General features: G+C 69.3%; 2 protein-coding genes. Both read left to right on the top strand.

Annotation, left to right across the window (positions count from 1 at the left end; all coding sequences use genetic code 11):
* A partial coding sequence (locus B1964_RS26210) for a TrpB-like pyridoxal phosphate-dependent enzyme (protein ID WP_079931892.1) occupies nt 1-1,099 on the top strand: 1,099 nt, incomplete at its 5' end.
* Nucleotides 1,100-1,122: 23 nt separating this feature from the next.
* Nucleotides 1,123-1,560 (top strand): DUF429 domain-containing protein (locus B1964_RS26205; protein WP_139765881.1); only part of this gene is annotated, 438 nt, incomplete at its 3' end.

Genomic DNA, 1,560 nt, shown 5'->3' with positions numbered 1-1,560 from the left:
GACCCCAAAGCCGGTCCGGGAGATCTACCGGATGTGGCGGCCGTCGCCGCTGATTCGCGCGCGACGGTTCGAGGAGTCGCTGAACACCGGTGCGCGGATCTACGTCAAGTACGAGGGCGTCAGCCCGGTCGGCAGTCATAAGACCAATTCGGCTGTCGCGCAGGCCTATTACAACTCCGTCGACGGAGTGCGCAAACTGACGACAGAAACCGGGGCGGGCCAGTGGGGTAGCGCGCTGGCCTTCGCCGGAGCGCAGTTCGGCATCGACGTCGAGGTGTGGCAGGTGCGCGCGTCCTACGATTCCAAGCCGTACCGCGGATATCTGATGCGGACCTACGGAGGGACGGTGCACCCGAGTCCGTCCGACCTCACCGAGGCCGGCCGCGCGATGCTCGCCAAGGACCCGAACACCACCGGGAGCCTGGGGATGGCGGTCAGCGAGGCCGTCGAGGTCGCCGCGACCCACGACGACACCCGGTATGCGCTCGGCAGCGTCCTCAATCACGTTGTGCTCCACCAGAGTGTCATCGGCCAGGAGGCCGTCGAGCAGCTCGCCGGCGTCGAGCCGGGTGGCGCCGACGTCGTCTTCGGTTGCGCCGGAGGCGGATCGAACCTCGCCGGTCTCTCGTTCCCGTTCCTGCGGGAGAAGCTGGCCGGACGGTCGAATCCGCGGATCGTTGCCGCCGAACCAGCCGCCTGCCCGTCGATCACGCAGGGTGAGTACCGGTACGACCACGGTGACGTCGCCGGACTGACCCCGCTGCTCAAGATGCACACGCTCGGAATGGATTTCGTGCCGGACCCGATCCACGCCGGTGGCCTGCGCTACCACGGCATGGCGCCCGCGCTGAGCCACACCGTCGAACTCGGACTCGTGCAGGGCATCGCGATCGCCCAGCGCAAGGCCTTCGAGGCCGGCGTCCAGTTCGCGCGGACGCAGGGCATCGTGCCCGCGCCGGAGTCGACGCATGCCATCGCCGCAGCCGCGGCCCACGTCGCCGACGATCCCACCGAGCAGGTCGTCGTCATCGGATTGTCGGGCCACGGTCAGCTCGATCTGCCCGCCTACGCGGAGTTCCTCGACGGCTCGATGGCCTGAGTGCCGTTCGACCGGTCACACGTGTGACACGCACCGCTGGAGTCGATCTCGCGGCCGCACCGGCATCGACCGCGGTCGCGGTGATCGACTGGTCGGCAGACGTCGCGCGGCTTGTTGAGCTGGTGACCCCCGCCGACGATGCGACGATCCGGGCCCTGGTGGCCGGGTCGGCGCGGGTGGGGATCGATTCGCCGTTCGGGTGGCCCGAGGAGTTCGTCGACTTCGTCGTCGCCCACCACCGCGGCGCGACGCCGACCGGCAGCGGGCTCGACGCCATCGACCGCCGACGTCCCTTGGCATTTCGGCGTACCGACCGGTTTCTCGTCGAGCACGGACTGGGGCGACCGTTGAGCGTGTCCGCCGATCAGATCGCCCATGTCGCGTTCCGCTGTGCCGGGCTACTGGCCGACCTCGACGTCGTCGACCGTGTGGCCGGCTGGGCGGTGGAGGCGTATCCCGCA

The sequence above is a fragment of the Gordonia sp. i37 genome, assembly GCF_002043085.1.
In the GTDB taxonomy this organism is placed as follows: domain Bacteria; phylum Actinomycetota; class Actinomycetes; order Mycobacteriales; family Mycobacteriaceae; genus Gordonia; species Gordonia polyisoprenivorans.
Note: the sequence above shows the minus strand (reverse complement) of the source record. Positions and strands in the feature narration are given on the sequence as shown.